The 18,153-nt window shown below is 33.7% G+C and carries 15 protein-coding genes; 7 read left to right on the top strand and 8 right to left on the bottom strand.

The window, feature by feature from the left end; genetic code table 11:
- The first annotated feature begins 4 nt into the window (after positions 1–4).
- The 5 genes from BMW63_RS00695 (at position 5) to BMW63_RS00715 (ending at position 6,759) form a co-directional block, all read left to right on the top strand.
- Positions 5–1,201 (top strand): glycosyltransferase, encoded by a 1,197-nt coding sequence (locus tag BMW63_RS00695; RefSeq protein WP_074720224.1) that lies wholly within the window; start codon positions 5–7, stop codon positions 1,199–1,201.
- Between the two features lie 22 nt (positions 1,202–1,223).
- On the top strand, positions 1,224–2,414 hold the full coding sequence (locus BMW63_RS00700; protein ID WP_074720226.1) for a glycosyltransferase family 2 protein: 1,191 nt from the start codon (positions 1,224–1,226) through the stop codon (positions 2,412–2,414).
- A gap of 70 nt (positions 2,415–2,484) precedes the next feature.
- On the top strand, positions 2,485–3,534 hold the full coding sequence (locus BMW63_RS00705) for a YncE family protein (RefSeq protein ID WP_074720228.1): 1,050 nt from the start codon (positions 2,485–2,487) through the stop codon (positions 3,532–3,534).
- Positions 3,535–3,882: 348 nt separating this feature from the next.
- The gene (locus tag BMW63_RS00710) at positions 3,883–5,898 is read left to right on the top strand and encodes an LruC domain-containing protein (protein WP_074720230.1); all 2,016 of its coding nucleotides are present in this window, start codon (positions 3,883–3,885) and stop codon (positions 5,896–5,898) included.
- 459 nt (positions 5,899–6,357) lie between these two features.
- Positions 6,358–6,759 carry a hypothetical protein gene (locus BMW63_RS00715; RefSeq protein WP_074720232.1) on the top strand — a complete coding sequence of 134 codons (402 nt, stop codon included), beginning with the start codon at positions 6,358–6,360 and terminating at the stop codon, positions 6,757–6,759.
- 161 nt (positions 6,760–6,920) lie between these two features.
- Here the strand turns inward: BMW63_RS00715 and BMW63_RS00720 are convergent, their stop codons facing one another.
- From BMW63_RS00720 to BMW63_RS00730, 3 genes are all read right to left on the bottom strand, one after another.
- A complete protein-coding gene (locus BMW63_RS00720) occupies positions 6,921–7,574 on the bottom strand; it encodes an HD domain-containing protein (RefSeq protein WP_074720234.1) in 654 nt (217 codons plus the stop codon).
- Between the two features lie 118 nt (positions 7,575–7,692).
- A complete protein-coding gene (locus BMW63_RS00725) occupies positions 7,693–8,685 on the bottom strand; it encodes an acyl-ACP desaturase (RefSeq protein ID WP_074720236.1) in 993 nt (330 codons plus the stop codon).
- Positions 8,686–8,695: 10 nt separating this feature from the next.
- A complete protein-coding gene (locus BMW63_RS00730; protein WP_074720238.1) occupies positions 8,696–9,430 on the bottom strand; it encodes a lysophospholipid acyltransferase family protein in 735 nt (244 codons plus the stop codon).
- Positions 9,431–9,551: 121 nt separating this feature from the next.
- Between BMW63_RS00730 and BMW63_RS00735 the strand changes: the two genes are divergently transcribed.
- Positions 9,552–9,965 (top strand): ribonuclease P protein component, encoded by a 414-nt coding sequence (locus tag BMW63_RS00735; protein ID WP_074720240.1) that lies wholly within the window; start codon positions 9,552–9,554, stop codon positions 9,963–9,965.
- A gap of 96 nt (positions 9,966–10,061) precedes the next feature.
- A complete protein-coding gene (locus BMW63_RS00740; RefSeq protein ID WP_074720242.1) occupies positions 10,062–11,699 on the top strand; it encodes a S41 family peptidase in 1,638 nt (545 codons plus the stop codon).
- A gap of 125 nt (positions 11,700–11,824) precedes the next feature.
- On the opposite strand, the gene BMW63_RS00745 is transcribed toward BMW63_RS00740, so the two are convergent.
- The 5 genes from BMW63_RS00745 to BMW63_RS00765 form a co-directional block, all read right to left on the bottom strand.
- Entirely contained in the window at positions 11,825–12,271 is a 447-nt protein-coding gene (locus BMW63_RS00745) for a GNAT family N-acetyltransferase (protein ID WP_074720244.1), read from the bottom strand.
- 49 nt (positions 12,272–12,320) lie between these two features.
- Positions 12,321–13,304, bottom strand: a complete 984-nt coding sequence (locus tag BMW63_RS00750; RefSeq protein ID WP_074720246.1) for a DUF4837 family protein — start codon at positions 13,302–13,304, stop codon at positions 12,321–12,323.
- Between the two features lie 301 nt (positions 13,305–13,605).
- Positions 13,606–15,636, bottom strand: a complete 2,031-nt coding sequence (locus BMW63_RS00755) for a LysM peptidoglycan-binding domain-containing protein (RefSeq protein ID WP_074720248.1) — start codon at positions 15,634–15,636, stop codon at positions 13,606–13,608.
- 108 nt (positions 15,637–15,744) lie between these two features.
- Positions 15,745–16,932, bottom strand: coding sequence for a phosphoglycerate kinase (locus tag BMW63_RS00760; protein WP_074721111.1), 1,188 nt, complete (start codon positions 16,930–16,932; stop codon positions 15,745–15,747).
- 224 nt (positions 16,933–17,156) lie between these two features.
- Complete coding sequence (locus BMW63_RS00765) at positions 17,157–18,119, bottom strand: PorP/SprF family type IX secretion system membrane protein (RefSeq protein ID WP_074720250.1); 963 nt, start codon at positions 18,117–18,119, stop codon at positions 17,157–17,159.
- Positions 18,120–18,153 lie beyond the last annotated feature (34 nt).

The following is an 18,153-nucleotide window of genomic DNA, read 5'->3' on the forward strand; positions in this document are numbered from 1 at the left end:
AACCATGATAGAAGGCAAAAACATAATTTGTATATCACAAACCACTTGGCATGGTGAGTACACAAAATCAACAGTGCAATTATTATCGTTATTAGCAGAGAAGAACAAAATCGTTTTTGTTGAATATCCTTTTACAGTCAAAGATGTTCTCATGTCTATTCTAGGAAAACAAAAAGCACAGGTATCGAGAATGCTGGGTTTAAAAAAAAGAATAATTGATGAAAAAACAGATAATGGATCTGTTGTTAAACATTTAGTAATGCCACCAGTATTGCCTGTAGATTTTATTGGTAATGAATCGATATTTAAAAAGCTTTTTAGTATCAATACATTTATTTATAAAACTCAACTTCGCAAAGTTATTAAAAAATTAAAATTAGACAATCCTATTATTATTACCGCATACAACCCTATTTATGGCTTACCAATGATAGGACAGTTGAATGAATTACTGAATATCTATTATTGCTATGACGGTATGGATACGCAAAGGCATAAATCAAGAATTTTTGATATTGAAAAGCAGTTTTGCGAGAAAGTTGATGGTATCATAACAACATCAGATTATTTAAACTCTGAAAAAAAGAAGCTAAATAAGCAGAGTTATGTGGTTAAAAACGGTGTAGATTTTGAGTTATTTATCGCTCACGCAAAAAAGCAAGTTTCAACTAATAGTATAAAAAAAGTAGGCTATATAGGCACCTTAGATTTTAGGTTTGATATAGATATAATGGAATATACCATTAAAGAACTACCTCATGTACTATTTGAGTTTACAGGTTATTTATTAAACCACAATATAAAACAGCGCTTATTGCAATATGAAAACGTTTCATTTTTTAATTCGGTTAAACCCCATGAAGTTCCTAAACTATTATCAAAATATGATTTAGGCATTATTCCATATAAAATGGATGAGGTTAATAAAAATATATATCCACTTAAAATTAATGAATATTTAGCCGTGGGAGTTCCTGTGGTTATGACAGACTTTGCCAATTTAAACGATTTTAAAGAGATGGTGAAATCGGCTGAAAATAAGGAGTTTTTTAAAACCCAAATTGAAAATGAATTAAAGAACGATAATAATGCATTAATTAATGAAAGGATTCAATTTGCTAAACTTAATTCATGGCAAGTAAGAGCTGAAGAATTTGGAAATATTCTTGAAAAATTTGTCATAGAAAAAGGCAATAATTAGACTAAAAAATAAAAAAAATGCTATGTTAACACTAAAAATTATATGCTGGGTATTACTATTTATCATTGTTTACACGTACGTTGGTTATGGCATTTTACTATATACAATTATCAAAATTAGAAGGTTTTTGAAGATTGGAAATAAGGTTAAGATCGATCCATCTTATGAACCAGATGTAACGCTTTTTATTGCAGCATATAATGAAAAGGATTATGTAGCCGCAAAAATGAAAAACACCTTAGCACTGGAATACCCTAAAGAAAAACTAAATATTATTTGGGTTACAGATGGTTCTGATGATGGAACACCCGATTTATTAAAAGGGTATCCAAATACAACCGTATATCATTTAGAGGAAAGAAACGGAAAAATTGGAGCAATGAACAGAGGTATGGAATTTGTAAAAACACCAATTGTAATTTTTAGTGACGCCAATACCAATCTAGGCAAAGAATCTATTAGACGAATAGTTAATTTATTTAGTAGTACTAAAGTAGGCTGTGTCTCTGGCGAAAAGAGAATTGTTGATAAAGAAAGTGATGTGGCTTCTGGAGCAGGCGAAGGAATTTACTGGAAATATGAATCGGCGCTAAAAAAATGGGATGCGGAATTATATTCTGTTGTTGGGGCAGCAGGAGAATTATTTGCAATTAGGACAGTGCTTTACAAGCATGTAGAAAAAGACACTATATTAGATGACTTTATTATATCATTAAGAGTCGCTCAAGAGGGTTACACTATACAATATGACCCCGAAGCTTATGCCATAGAAACCGCCTCTGCTAATGTTAAAGAAGAATTTAAACGCAAAATTAGGATTTCTGCGGGAGGAATTCAATCTATTGTAAGATTACGTTCGTTATTGAATATTTTTAAATATGGAACGCTTTCATTTCAGTACATTTCCCATCGGGTTTTACGCTGGAGTTTAACACCTTTGTGTCTCATTCTCCTAATTCCAATTTTAACAATATTAGCAGCTAAAGAAGGCTTTTTATCTTTTGGGTTTTATTCCGTATTATTTTGGCTGCAATTACTTTTTTACGCTTCAGCTTTATTAGGTTGGTTCTTAGAGAATAGAGAGACGAGGATAAAAATTCTGTTTGTACCGTACTACTTTTTCATAATGAATTTATCAGTGGTATTAGGATTTTTTAGATATATGAAAAAATCGCAATCCGTAAATTGGGAACGTGCTAAAAGAGCAAGTTAAACACTCTTGTTGAAGAGAAAAACCCTATATGACGTCATTATCAAACAGCATTCGTTGACTAAAATCATTTATGAAAAAAATAAAATTACTAATATACAGCTTAGGTATATTATTCTTAGTAGTTGTGACAACAAGATATTTTGTTAGAATCCCTTCTTATACAATTCAAACTAATGGGAAATTATACATCGTTAATAAAGCTAGTAGAGATATTGAGGTCTTTGATTTACTTCATGGTAAAGAAATAGCAGAATTTCCCATTGATATAGAATCCCATCAAGCAGCGACATTATCTGGGTCAAATAGAGTTGTGGTTGCAAATTACGGCACCAATCAAATTGTCCGCAAAAGTATAACCGTTATAAATACAAAAAATAATACAGTTGAAAAAACAATAGAACTTGCAAAAGGATATTCAGGTCTAGACGGCATTGTTGCATTTCCAGAATCTAATAAAATTGGTCTTATTAGCTACATAAGTAATGATTTACTAGTTGTAAATATTGAAACAAAACTTGTTGAAAAAAAAATACCAACTCAACAAAAGGGAAGCCATTTTTTTGTGCTTCATCCCTTTAAACCATTGGCTTATGTTACTAATAATCATTCAGGTTCCATTAGTGTTATCGACCTAAATATTGACAAGGTTATTAAAATTATTCCTTGCGGATTAGGAACACAAGGCATTGATATAACGCCCGATGGTTCAGAAATATGGGTTACTAACGAAAACGAAAATTCAATTGTTATTATCAGTACTACAAACAATCAGGTTATAAACACATTAAGATCAGGGAAAGATCCTTTGAAGCTTAAATTCTCTAACGACGGTAAATATTGCCTAGTTGCTAATGCTATGGATGGCACTATTTCTGTTTATAATCAAAAATCCAAAAAGAAAATCAAGACCATTAGTCTCCATGGTAAAAAAACATTGTTAGAAAGAATACTGTACCACACTCCTCGTCCAGTAAATATTTTAATGCATCCCAATGGATTATATGCTTTCGTTTCTAATTCCAATGCTAATAAAATTGAAGTAATTGATATGAAGACATTTACAATTGTAAGTACTATTGGAACTGGAAAGGTTCCTGATGGAATGGCATTTGTAGAATAGAATTTATTGGAGAATTATATACTTTCAGCTTTAAACAAGAAATTATTAGGCCTTTTAAAATTCTTGGTCAGATGAATAAATTTAAGTCGATAATTTGGAAATGAGAGAAGCGATAGCTGTTAGAAAAACAATTATTAAAAATGAACAATGGCAACATCAATACGCTTAATTAAAAAGTACTTTCTCACTAGCTTATATAAATACCCCTAAAGCAAAAAACCATCTAACTACAGAAAACAACTAATTACCGACAGTAAAATAGTGCTGGTCTAATTCATTAATTACTTTTAGCCATAAATAGTTAACTTTAAAGTGTTTAATAGTCATCATAACCCGTAATTAACAAGTATGAAACCACACTTTTTTAATTTTATAAAGATTTTCTTGTTTTTACTTTTACTAAACTCTTGTAGTGCTCCAGAAGTTCAAAATGATCCTACAAGTCAAGGCGATACAACCACTACTATTACAAACAAAACGTTTGACTTTAGCACATACCGACAAGTTAAAATAACTATTAATGACGTTGAAAAATACACTAAATATGATGTCTATGCCTATTCCGACGAACCCTATTTCGATGGGAATCAAACGTTCTTAAATCAATCAAATGAGATCGTTACAGAACCTGTTTACAGAAATGATATATTAAATAAGTTACTATTTTCAGGTGTTCCTGTGAATGGAGTTTTGGTACAAACTATAAATGTGCCCAGATACTGCACTAAATTGTACATTCGAAGAAACAACAACCTCAACTTTTCATCCACAATTATTCTTATTATTAATGATGAAGCGCCATATACCTATACTAAAGCAGCTACAACTAGAAAATCTACTGCTACAGTTTCAAAATCTACTACTACGACTCTCGTAAATGATTATTTGTATTGTGTAAATAGTTCAGCTGAACTATTTCAAGTTAACCCTTTAAACGGACAACTAACCTACTTGTCAGACATGCCTATGGGAAGCGTTACCTGTGCAATTGATCAATCCAACAAATGTGTATATTCTATAGGAAATAAGAGTCCGTACCCACTAATGAAATATTCTATTGCTAACAATTCATGGACAACGGTCAAAAACATAGGAATAAGTGGCCCACGATTAGACTTTAATACCACAGACGGACTACTTTATTTTTCTAACCTAGATAAACTATATACGATTAATCCCACTACTGGAGCTCTTAGTGCGCCACGAACGATTAAAGGACTTCATGATACTAGTGGAGGAGATCTAGCTTTCGCGAAAGATGGAACTTTGTTTCTATGTACCTTTTCTGGATTATATAGATTACAATTAGATCAGGCAAACGTATATCTAAGCACTAGAATAAGTGCCGATAACTTGCCTTTTCAACCGACGTCTATGACTTTTGATTCTAAAGAAGAACTTTGGCTCGCAAACAACGCTTCTAGCTCCGATCTAATCATAATGGATACACAAACAGGTGGGTGGAAGTACGTCTATGGAATAAGCGCACAGAACAATACCGATTATAAACGCACAATAAACGATTTATCTACTTTTAGGGTTTACACAACAGTAGATACTGTTGTAGATTCAGATGGTGATGGTATTCAAGACCAAGATGATGCGTTTCCGCTAGATGCTGCTGTAGCTTTTGAATTATTTACTCCAAGTAAATATGGTACAGGCACCATTGCCTTTGAGGATTTATGGCCTTCCTATGGAGATTACGATTTTAACGATGTGACCTTAAATTATCAAGCAATTGTGAAATTAAACGCTCAAAATTTGGCAGTACAAATGGACATTATCTGTCATGTAAAGTCTAATGGAGCTGGATTTACGGACGGAATAGGTATAGAAATAGGAAATCTATCCCCATCTCAAATAAAAAGTGTTTCTGGGTCTATTTTGACAGAAAATTATATTACCATAAATGCCAACGGAACCGAAGCCAATCAGCAACATGCTGTCATTATTTTGACCGATTCGGCTCGTAACCTACTTACTGAACACACCATATCCATTAAGTTTACACAACCAATTAGCACTATAGACCTTGGAATAGCGCCCTTTAATCCATTTATAATAGCTAATAAAGAGCGAAAAAAGGAAATTCATTTACCATATTCAAAACCGACATCTTTAGGTGATAATCACATTCAAATAACAGGTGCAAATCGCGACACCAAAGGTAACTATGTCTCAGATAAGGGAATGCCATGGGCTATCAGTTTTATACATGATTTTAAAGTTCCAAAAGAGAAAATTAATATTGCTGAAGCCTATAACTTTTTTATACAGTGGGCAAATTCTGGTGGGACTTTATATCAAGATTGGTATAAAGACAATCCAGGTAACCGAAATACTGACAAAATTCAAAACTAAAGATTACGATAACACCCCATTTGTATATTACTTAAAGTAAAAGTGGTATTGAATATAACTATTTTATGATTTTGTAAAATTAAAAAAATAAAAGTCTGATTTACGGGAGAATAATAAAACAATTCTATTAGACTAAAATAACTGTTAACAGCAGATTTACAGACAATACGATTCGTGAATCTGCTTTTTTATACTTTCAAGTATTTGAATGTATTAGAAAACAAAATGATGATTTTTTTCTTTAAATAAAACAGAAAATTAAACTATAGCTTTTGTTGCGGTATTATTTTATGTTGAAATAGAAAGAAAAAAAGGGCGTTCTATTCCAGTAAATTTGAATGTTAATTGGTATTGTAGATAGAAAACAAACTTTTCCGATATTTGACTGTTATTTAGCCATACAAAACTTAATTTTGCAAACTCGATCTGAGAATCATTCAACAGCTAAAAAATAATTATATGTCATTCCAACCCGTATTTGTTCAATTTTGGGAAAGTGTTAAAGAAAGTATCCAAAATGGTACTTATGCCAAATTAACTTTGGCGAAGACCATAGGTGACACAGAACTAAAAAACATCTATGTGCGACCCGTATTATTGGAAGATGACGTTTTTAGTCTTTCCCTTAGCGCGAAGTACAAAACAGAGGAAATCGAAAGTTTTCATACACTTGACGAAGCTTTTATAGTATTGGCTCCTTATATGAACAATCCATTTTTGACCGCTCTTTTATTCACTACAGAAAACGACATTACCTTTAAACTCAACAAAAAAAGAGTGGGAAGTATCATCACGCAAGCGCCTACTTTTAAAAATGCTTCGGATGTGATTATCGAAATGAAAGAAAAAGGGATAATTTAGTAGTATTCAGTGTTCAGTTTTTTAGTAATCAGTTGCTTATGTTGATAATCTAATAGTATTCAGTGATCAGATATTTAGTGATCAGTAGTAGTTTTTTGAGTAGAGCAGTTCTACTTTAAGAGCCCGAGAAACTGAACACTAAAAAACTGAACACTCCTCACTTACTTCTCCCCATCCCATTCCGCATAAAATTGAGAAATAAATATTTCCATGAAACGGTGTCTCTCTAAGGCAATTTGTTTGCCAGTTGGTGTATTCATTTTATCTTTAAGTAAGAACAGCTTTTCATAAAAATGATTCAGCGTAGGCGCATCGCTATTTTTATATTCCTCTTTTGTCATTTTTAAATCCGGAGCAATTTTAGGGTCGTACAGCACTCTATTTTTAAAACCTCCATAATTGAACGTTCGCGCTATTCCTATTGCTCCAAGGGCATCTAAACGGTCTGCATCTTGAACAATATCTAACTCGACAGATGTAAATTCTTTTTGAAAATTTCCGCCTTTATAGGAAATGTTTTCTATAATTTTGATAACGTGCTCAATAATTGCTTCATCTACATCTTCTGACTCCAGAAACGCTCTCGCTGTTTCTGGACCTAGAGTTTCATCTCCATCATTGAATTTGCTATCTGCAATATCATGAAGCAAGGCCGCCAGTTTTACAACGGTCTCATTACAAACCTCATCCTTTGCAATCAGCAGGGCATTTTTATAGACTCTTTCGATATGAAACCAATCGTGGCCACCTTCGGCATTTTTCAATTTTTCTTTAACAAAAATGATTGTTTTGCTAATAATATCTGTGTTGTCCATCTTTTATAATTTTATAAAAAAATGTTGATTTCTAAAGTTACTACACTCTAAAAATCAACATCTGTATTTTATTTTAAGGTTGATTCTAAAATCAACATTCGGTACTCTTGTCTAAAACCTACAATCTTGCAGGCTCTACCCATTTGAAAATGTGAGATTCTTGAGGAATAACGATTCTCTCAGATATTCTAGCCATTCTCCCTGGTAATTTCATTAGATAGTCACGTGCTTTCTCTGCCTCATCTGTTAATCCAGTAATTTGGTCTATTTCCCATTTTACAATTAACTTTTGCATGATATCAACATAATCTGCTGCAGTATAAACTCCGATACGTTGTGCAGAATCTGAAAACTGCTCAAAAGCAGTACTAATTTTTTGTCCTGATTCTCTCAAGAAATGCGCTGGCATAACAATTTTAGCTTTCATCATGTATTGAAAAGCAAGCATCATTTCGCTAGGATCTATTTGGAAAATTCTATTCACAAATTCACTGTATGCATGATGATGACGCATCTCGTCGCCAGCAATCATTTTACACATTTTAGACAATTTATTGTCCCCATATTTCTTAGCCATTTGTGCCACTCTATTATGAGAAACATAAGTAGCAAGCTCTTGAAAACTGGTGTAAACAAAGTTTTTGTACGGATCTCTTCCGGTTCCAATATCGAAACCATCATTGATAAGGTGTTGTGTTGTCATTTCAATCTCACGCATATTCACACGCCCTGACAAGTACAAATACTTATTCAACATATCTCCATGGCGATTTTCTTCACCAGTCCACTGTCTGATCCATTTTGACCATCCGTTTCCTCCACCTTCTACTTGGTCTATACCTTCTACATCCATCAACCACGATTCGTAAGTTGGCAAAGCTTCCTCAGTGATCGTGTCACCAACTAAGGTTACCCAAAAATCATATGGTAAATCTTTAGCAATTTCTCTTAATTCCTTAACCTCTTCAAAAAAATTATCTCCTTCAGAATTAGGTAAAAAATCAGATGGTTGCCAAATTTTTTCAACTGGTATTAAGTACTGATCAACGAAGGTATCCACATTTTTTTCCAAAAACTGCATCACTTCTAATCGAATGTTTTTTATTGACATTTTATATAAATTAAAATTTTATTCCTTTTACTACTTCGCTTTCTGTCTTCTCCATTAATTCATCAAACTCATATTCACTGACTAGTAATGGCTTATGCAATACAAAGGTAAGGCGATTTCCCAAACCTAATGGAAAAAATCCAAATTTAACCATTTTCCAAGAATTGTTTATACTTATCGGAACGACATAAGCCGAAGGGGTGTTCTTACATAATATCTTTAAACCGGTTTGCGCAAACTCTTTTGGCTTCCCTGTTCTACTTCGAGTTCCTTCTGGGAAAATAACTGCCGAACGGTGGAACTTTTCTATATACTCCCCTAATCCTTTAATAGCAGGAATCGCTTGCTTACGATCTTTTCTATCGATTAATACAGAACCTCCATGACGCAAATTAAAGGAAATACTTGGAATTCCTTTGCCTAATTCCTTCTTACTTACAAATTTACAATGAAATCTACGTAGATACCAAATCATTGCGATGATATCGTACATACTTTGATGATTAGAAACAAATATAATTGGTGCATTTTTGGGCACGCTTTCTATATTTTCAAATTTATAGGTTGTTCCCAAAAGGTTCGTGAATCTCACGAAAAGAAAATTCATGTAGTCCACACTTTTTTTATGGGCTTGGTATCCAAAAATATTGAAACAAACCCATTGAATAGGGTGAAAAATGACCAACGTAAGACCAAATAACAAATAATATATTACAGATATGGGATACGATATTATTTTTTCCATGCTAAAAATTTAAGCCACAAAAGTAGGAAATATATTTTTACTGCTATTTAATTCCTAAACAATAATAGCGTTTAGGGTTTAATTGTACCTTTGCACCCTATAATCCCTGTTTTTAACAATAATGAATTTCACTTACCCCAAAAAAGAAAAACTAAAAAGTAAAATCACAATAGGATTGTTATTTTCTGAAGGAAAATCTATATCTAAATATCCGTTACGACTCGTGTTCCATTGCGGACCATCGATTGATGGTGAGAAAATAAAAATGGGCGTTTCTGTTTCTAAGCGGAACTTCAAAAAAGCAGTAGACAGAAATTATTTCAAACGTGTCCTGCGCGAGACCTACCGCCTGAACAAACATATCCTTACTGACAACTTAGACTTGCCGTATTCTTTCATGTTTTTTTACCAAACCAAAGACCGCTTGTCTTATGAAGAGATCAACACCAAGACGATCCAGTTGTTTGAAAAATTTATCGCACAACACGGTAAGAAAGAGCAGTCAGAAACAAATAACGATCTTGTAGAAGAATAATCCGTACTATTTTAAACCTATGAATATGAGATTGCTCCTTTTCAAGTTTCATTATTGATGATTTATTACTAATTTAGTACATCTTAAATTAAAATCATGATTTCTATATTCAAAAAAAGATATATCCTTCCCGTAGTTGCTTCGGCATTATTATTTCTAGGTGCCAGTTTCAAAAACGACTTTTTTGAAATAGCAAAGCAAATAGAGATATTCACGACCCTTTTCAAGGAATTGAATACTAATTATGTTGATGAGACAAATCCCGGCGATTTAATGAACAATGCCATCAAAGGTATGTTAGCTAGCTTAGATCCCTATACGGTTTATTTTAATGAACAAGAAGTGGTGAAGTTTAAAATAAACAATACCGGAGAATATACTGGAATTGGCGCTTTGATTACCCGAAGAGAAGATAAAATAATAATTCGCGAAGTCTACAAAGATTTCCCTGCAGACAAAGCTGGCTTAAAGCCCGGAGATGAAATCATACAAATAGGAGATGTTGTTTTGTCCGACTTCAAAGACGATGCCTCCCAATTGATCAAAGGAGCTAAAAACACTAAAATTGACGTAAAATACAATCGCCAGGGAAAAACAAATACGGCACAAATTATTCTGGACGAAGTCGAAATAAAATCAGTCGTGTTTTTTTCGAAAATAGATGCAAAAACAGGATACATCGTTTTGTCTCATTTTAATAAAAAAGCATCCCTAGAAACCAAACAAGCGCTAGAAGAACTAAAGAGACAAGGCGCTGAAAGAATTATTCTAGACCTAAGAGGAAATCCGGGAGGTTTACTAAATGAAGCAATTAACATCTGTAATTTGTTTGTCGCGAAAAACGAAATTATCGTAACCACAAAATCGAAAATCGAAAAACACAACAACACTTATAAAACGACAATGGAACCAGTAGATCTGGAAATTCCATTGATTATTATCATAAATGATAGAAGTGCATCGGCATCAGAGATTGTTGCAGGGGCGTTACAGGATTTAGACCGTGCCGTAATCGTGGGAAGTCGTAGTTTTGGAAAAGGGTTAGTACAAAAACAAATAGAATTAACATACGATACCCAATTAAAAGTAACCATTTCCAGATATTACACTCCGTCAGGAAGATGCATTCAAGCCTTAGACTATGCCCATAAAGACAAAAATGGAGCAGCCATCAGAACGGATGAAAAAAATTACAATAGCTTTAAAACCAGAAAAGGAAGAAACGTATATGACGGCGGCGGTGTTTTGCCAGACATCCAAATGGAAGAAACAAAAACAAGTACCATTGCTAATGCATTGCTGAAAAATGACGGAATTTTCAATTTTGCAACTGCTTACTACTATAAAAATCCAAATTTAGGAATTCAGATACCTTCTTTTTCGAATACAGACTTTTTAGATTTCAAACAGTTTTTAAAAACTGAAAAAATCTCTTTCAACACGGAAACAGAACAGGCATTAAAAAATACTTTGGCTGTAGCCAAAAAAGAAAAGATAGACGCCGCCATTATTACAGAATACCAACAACTCCTTGCAACACTACAAAAAAGCGAAGAAATGCTATTGGATAAAAACCAAGAAGAGATCAAAGGTCTGCTTGTTGATGAAATTATTAAACGATATCAATATCAGGAAGGTTTTTATCAATATTATGTAAAAACCAATTCTGAGATAAAAAAATCTATCGGTATTTTAAACAATACCGCTGACTATAAAAGCATATTGAAAATGTAATGCTTTTCTATAGTTACGTCTATTAGTCAAAAAGTTTGCTAATAAGGGTGTTGAAACTAAATTCCTTTCTGGAAAACGAGAATAATTTTGAAAGCAACGTTGCGTTTCTTAGTACAAATATAGCTCTACTCCCTTTTCATATCAATGTGTGGAATATCATCTTCAAGATACATATCGCTAGTTTGCACAAATCCGTGGCTTTCATAGAATTTCTTGAGGTATAATTGAGCACCTATGGTTATTTTACTTTCCCCGTAATGTTGCGCTATCCCAGCGATCGCTTCCCGCATCAAATCATGTCCCCATTTTCGGTCACGGTAATGAGCATCAACAACCACTCTTCCTATCGAAGCGTTATCAAAACTGATTCCGGGTTTGATAAGTCGGGCATGAGCCACCACTTTTCCTTCAAACTCTGCAAAAAGATGTAACGCCAGCTTATCCTTACCATCAAGATCAAGATAGACGCAATTTTGCTCCACTACAAAGATCTCACTTCGTAGTTTAAGTAAATCATAAAGTTCGTTTACTGAAAGTGCCTCAAAAGGCTTTATTTTCCATTGTATTGTCATGGATAGTTTGTTTTTATTTTAAAATTTAGGTTTGGGAAGCGGCACAAATTTACAATTCCTTTTTAAAAACGGTAACTGATTTTATAATGGATTCTAATTCATGCATCGAATCGCGTTTTTCTTTTGATGGTGAATAACAGAATCCTTCCAGAAACAACACTCTATTATTTTCTGTGTCAAAAACGGCATAATTAATAAAAGGCCCTGACATGAAATCATTCCTCAATTCCCAGGTTCCCTTAATTTCATACGTTACTTTTCCGTCCAGTTTAATCTTAAAAAAATAGGGTGCATACGCTTCTTCAGTAATCATATCCGTATCGGGCTCTTTTCCGTGAATGTATAAAGCACCAATAGAATCCCTGGTTTTAATAATATTTGAAATCAAATTACCCTTGTTTTGTATAGCATTAAGTGGTACTTGATAAATTAATACGCTAGTGTTCCCACTCACTAATTCTTTCTTTAGCCAAATAAAATTAGAATCCTGAACCATATATTCATAGTCAGACGGAATGTCTAAGCTGATGTTGAATTTACTGCTAACAACTCTTGGGTTAAGAAGCGATTTTTTATTAATTCTCTGGCTTTCCACAATTTCTGTCTGCCTTATAATTTGAATTATTTTAGGCGTGTTTTTTTCAATAATATCTAAAATATCAGCGCTAGTTTTTCCTGAAATATGAAACACATTTTGAGGTGCGGCGTATTGATCTTTCTTTATGACAAAATTATTATTTTTTTCCTTTTTTATTATAATAATGTTTCGGCTGTCCACCATAAATCCTTCCATAAGTTTAACCGGATATTGATTTATAGTAAAACGAGGTTCTTCCTGTGGCAATCCAATTACCGGAGAAGCAAACTTATTTCTAATGCTGTCTCCTATCTCGCCGTTCCACTCTTGATCATCAATTATAACAGAAATGTTGTTGACCTTTCCTGTAGCTTTACGAATACCGTCCCTATTCTCCTTTTTACAAGAAAAAACTAGAACAGAGATCGAGAGTATTAAAAAAAGGGATTTATTCATTCGAATTGCATTTTGTAATAAAATCCAAATTTATAGAAGTTAAACGAGTTATCCGCTAATTTTTAACTTCATTCTGGGTTTAATTATTTCATCGCGAATATCGTTCCACTTTTTATACATTTAACACAATTCAAATAATTAGAATTAAAAAAGGGTTTTATCCAAAACAAAAATTTTTCAATACTGACTATTATAATAAATTTCCTCTTTTTAGTAAAACTAAAAAAGCAACACTCCTACATGTTGCTTTAACTTAATCTTTAAATGAGAAAACCAGAACCCAATCAACCCCCTATACCTACTACCCGCTGATTTTTAATTTCATTCCTGGTGTGATTTTTTCATCTCGAATACCGTTCCATTTTTTAATATCTGAAATCGTTATCCCCGGATATTTTTTGGCTATGCTATATAAAGAATCGCCCTTTTGAACAAAATAATCCTTTGCTATTTTTTTAGTGACTGCAGCGGTTTTGTCTTTCTTTTTGAATGAATCAACCGAGGCTTGCGCCGTATTAATAGCAATTTCATTTTTGGACACAATCAAAACCTTACCTAAAACGATAGTATGATCTGACAACTGATTCCATTCTTTTAAATCTGCTAAAGAAGTACCAAATTTCTTTGCTATATTTCCAAGGTTGTCTCCCTTTTCAACTGTATATTCAATGTTTTTCAACTCTGGTGTAGAAGCAACAACTTCTTTAGTGTCACTTTCAGTACCCTTAACTAGTAAAGAACTTCCTAGTTGAATTGAAGCGTTACTAAGGTGATTCCAATCTTTTAATTGTGCTACGCTAACGTTATTTTTTTCAGCAATGCTATTTAAATTATCTCCTTTTTGAACACTATAATAATTGGTACTACTAGTAGCAACTGTATCAGTCTTAACTTCTTTTATAGCTTTAACTTCCTTCGCTACTTTTTTTAGGTCTACAGAAGCAATCTCCGTCCTTGGCTCTTTTTTAACGGTTTGAACAACGCTTTCTGTAGTAATGATTTTTAAACTTTTTCCGTATGCAATGGAGTTGCTTCTCAGTCCGTTCCATTTCTTAATTTCGGAAACAGAGACTTCATACTTGTTAGCAATCACTCCAAGATTATCCCCTCGCCTTACTTTGTAATATTTTGTTTTGGTTTGGGTAACTGTTTTTGTTTCAGTACTGCTTTCATCACTTTTTGCTATAGCTCTTGAATTTCTAAAAGGGTTTTCCTTAACGTCTATTTCATGTTGTACATACGCATACATTTTATCTTCATTCGAAACAAACGCTGCTATTTTTTCGGTTGGTAATCTTAAATAATGATTCTCGTCTGTATAAAAAGGAATGATATTTAATTTATAAGACGGATTTAGTAGTTGCAATTGCGAAACGGGAACATCTAATAAATCAGCAACTTGCTTGAATGACATTTGCTTTTTGATCATTATTGTATCCGTGGCAAAGTGCTGTACCACTGCTCTATCTGCTTTTATTCCGTGCTCGTTGTGGTATTCATATAAGTACATCGTTGCTAAAAAAGCAGGAACATAGCCTTGTGTTTCTTTAGGCAAATACTTTCTAATGTCCCAATAGCTTTGTTTTCCTCCAGATCGTCTGATTGCTTTAGACACATTTCCGGGTCCTGAATTATACGATGCCAATACCAACTCCCAATCTCCAAATATGGAATACATATTAGACATATACTTTGCAGCAGCAGCGGTCGCATTTAAGGGATCACTTCGCTCATCAACATATGAATCGATCTTTAGGTTGTATTGCTTCCCCGTTTGATACATAAACTGCCACAATCCGGTGGCTCCCATTCTAGAAACTGCCTTCGGGTTTAATGCTGATTCAACAACGGCAAGGTATTTTATCTCTAATGGCACATTTCCTTTGGCGAAAGCCTCTTCGAACATGGGGAAATAATATTCTGAAATTGCCATTAATCGTTCAAATGAATGTTTACGGTACTTCAGGAAGGATTTAATCACGTTTTCCAGACTCTGATTGTATTCAATCTTGAAAGGTGATTTTGCGTTCATGGCTTCCAATCTTGATTTTAACAACGCTGTAGGCAATTCATAATCTACCTTCGCATCCATATTGATATTTTCAATATCAGAGGTGATGTCATTGTACAACTCTAGATTGGTCAATTCCTTCATCCACAAACTGTCTACGCAAGCAGCCATATCGTCTTTTACGAAGGTTTTTTTAATGGAATCTAGGTACGATAGATTTGTTTCTATACTAACAATTCCTTTGTTTTCTACAAATTGTTGCGAAAACGAAGGAATTGATGTTAATAAAATGAAGGATAGTGATATATTTTTTATAGTCATATTAATGTTGTCAACATCCTTAATTCTAAACGATTAAGGAACCGTTATTTTTACAAACATAATATGTTATAACTACAAACTTCTATAAAAATTGTTAAAACTGAGTATCTACTCTAAAATCGCTGCTATTCCTGGCAATACTTTACCCTCCAGCATTTCGAGCATTGCACCTCCACCTGTCGAAACGTAACTCATTTTGTCCTCAAGACCAAATTGTTTTACTGCCGCTACAGAATCACCACCACCTACAAGAGAAAAAGCTCCTTTTGCAGTAGCAGCTGCTATATATTTACCAAGTTCAATAGTACCATTAGCGAAATTTTCCATTTCAAAAACGCCTAATGGTCCGTTCCAAAGTATGGTTTTAGATTCCATTATTACCTTTTCGAAATTGGCTAATGATTTTGGGCCAGCGTCCAAACCTTGCCATCCATCAGGAATTTCATTTACGTCAACAATCTTAGTTTCGGCATCATTTGAAAATGCATTTGCGGCAACCACATCTACTGGAATATGAATTTGCACTCCTTTCTCTTTAGCCAATCTTAAGATTTCTAGTGCCAATTCTTGTTTGTCATCTTCACAAATCGAATTACCAATTTTTCCACCTAAGGCTTTTACAAAAGTAAAGGTCATACCGCCACCAATAATCATGTGGTCTACTTTATCCAAGATGTTTTCAATTACCGTAATTTTAGAAGACACTTTTGACCCACCAAGAACAGCCGTTACCGGTTTTTCACTATTTTTCAATACTTTGTTTAAACTCTCTATTTCTTTGGCCAATAACAATCCGAAACATTTTTTATTTTCAAAAAACTGGGCAATGATCGTAGTCGAAGCGTGTGCTCTGTGCGCTGTTCCAAAGGCATCATTCACATAAATATCTCCTAGTGCTGCTAATTGTTTTGCAAAAGCAACATCTCCCGCTTCCTCTTCACTATGGAAACGTAAGTTTTCCAATAATAAAACGTCGCCTGGCTGTAATTTTGCAGCTGCAGCAGTAGCTTGGTCACCCACGCAATCAGAAACGAAATGCACTGGTACTCCAAGAACTTCAGAAGTTATTTTCAAAATATGCTTCAATGAGTACTTTTCTTCTACTCCTTTTGGTCTTCCTAGGTGTGACATCAAAATTACGCTTCCTCCTTGCGCTAAGATAGCGTCTATAGTTGGTTTTGCTGCTTCTATACGCGTAGCATCAGTCACGTTAAAATTTTCGTCTAAAGGCACGTTAAAATCAACACGTATTATTGCTTTTTTATTTTTGAAATCAAAATCGTTTAAAGTCTTCATCAGGTCTGTTTTTAGTTTAAAAGAATCACAAATATAACGCATTTAGCGTATTTCTAAATTCGAAAAAAACAAAAAAAACGGTTTTACATCAACGAAATCGTTGTAATTGAATTCATTATCAGCCTTTCTTTTCCCATACATCAATTGTATGGAATTCCTAAAAATGACAAACTCGACCTATTTTAAAATAGATCGAGTTTGCAATATCCATGAGACAAATTGTATTAATCGTGCACTGGACTTTGTGTACAAGGACAATTACTGACTCCTTGAAGGAAATCAAATCCTACAGTAACTACATGTGTTCCGGTATTGTATCCCGCAATCTCATTAAGTGTCATTTGATACGAATATCCAAAATAAAAACCAGACTTCTTGAAACCAGCCATTGGCCCAAGATTTAATGGCTTTCCTATCTGATCGTTAAGAAAACGATATGAAACTCCGGCCCAATAATAATCATCATCGCGATTGTACTTTCGATACTTTACATTAAGATCCGTACTAGATCTTCCATCACTGGCAAACAATTGATAGTAAACCGATGGTTCAATTTCTGCCCTGTTGTAATTGCTATTCGAGAAAACATATCCAGAGTAAATTTGATAATTTATAAGTAGACTAGGCTCAATTTTATTTGACTTATCGATGTTTTTATCTAAGATATTACTGGCATTGAAACTCAAATAAAAATCCTTGTTTCTATACAATAAACCCACGTCAAAATTGTTGTTAGCATTGTATCTGTTGTTAGTAATATAAGGGTCTGGATCAGTTGGATCAAAGGCACCTATGTCAATTTTAAAGGTATTAATGTTATAAGACATACCAAAGGATAAGTATTGCTTAGAATAATAATCTAAGATAATATGGTGTGCAAAGGAGACTTTGGCCCCTGTTTGTCTGGTGAATCCATTTTTATCATTATACACTGAAAAACCAATTCCGGACTGATCTGCTATCCTAAAATCAGCATACAGAGATTGATTTTCAGGAGCGTCTTTTATGCCTACCCATTGAGTCATACCATTGGCTCTAATTCTAAGGTTGTCACCGATACCAGCAAACGTAGGCGAAATAACAAATGGGTTATCGGCCAAGTATTGAGTAGCTACGGGCAAATTTAGCTCTTGGCCGTACCCTGAGGTAACAGCCAAAAGAAAAAATGATATTATAATTTTTTTCATTGTACTAATTTTATATCGTGAGAATAGGGTTATT

It is taken from the genome of Flavobacterium frigoris (assembly GCF_900111075.1).
GTDB classification, from domain to species: domain Bacteria; phylum Bacteroidota; class Bacteroidia; order Flavobacteriales; family Flavobacteriaceae; genus Flavobacterium; species Flavobacterium frigoris.